We start from the raw sequence: 660 nt of genomic DNA on the forward strand, positions 1-660 counted from the left end.
CGAATTAAACCACATGCTCCACCGCTTGTGCGGGTCCCCGTCAATTCTTTTGAGTTTCAGCCTTGCGGCCGTACTCCCCAGGCGGAGTGCTTAATGCGTTAACGCCAGCACTAAGGGGCGGAAACCCCCTAACACCTAGCACTCATCGTTTACGGCGTGGACTACCAGGGTATCTAATCCTGTTCGCTACCCACGCTTTCGCTCCTCAGCGTCAGTTACAGACCAGAGAGTCGCCTTCGCCACTGGTGTTCCTCCACATCTCTACGCATTTCACCGCTACACGTGGAATTCCACTCTCCTCTTCTGTCCTCAAGTTCTCCAGTTTCCAATGACCGCTTGCGGTTGAGCCGCAAGATTTCACATCAGACTTAAAAAACCGCCTGCGAGCGCTTTACGCCCAATAATTCCGGACAACGCTTGCCCCCTACGTATTACCGCGGCTGCTGGCACGTAGTTAGCCGGGGCTTTCTCGTTAGGTACCGTCAAGGTACCACCCTATTCGAATGGTACGTGTTCTTCCCTAACAACAGAACTTTACGATCCGAGAACCTTCTTCGTTCACGCGGCGTTGCTCCGTCAGACTTTCGTCCATTGCGGAAGATTCCCTACTGCTGCCTCCCGTAGGAGTCTGGGCCGTGTCTCAGTCCCAGTGTGGCCGAT

Annotated in this window: 1 rRNA gene; it reads right to left on the reverse strand. The window is 54.4% G+C overall.

The window, feature by feature from the left end:
* A 16S ribosomal RNA gene (locus ABD814_RS13190) occupies positions 1-660 on the reverse strand; the annotation flags it as partial.

It is taken from the genome of Amphibacillus indicireducens (genome assembly GCF_039539605.1).
Lineage (GTDB): Bacteria > Bacillota > Bacilli > Bacillales > Amphibacillaceae > Amphibacillus > Amphibacillus indicireducens.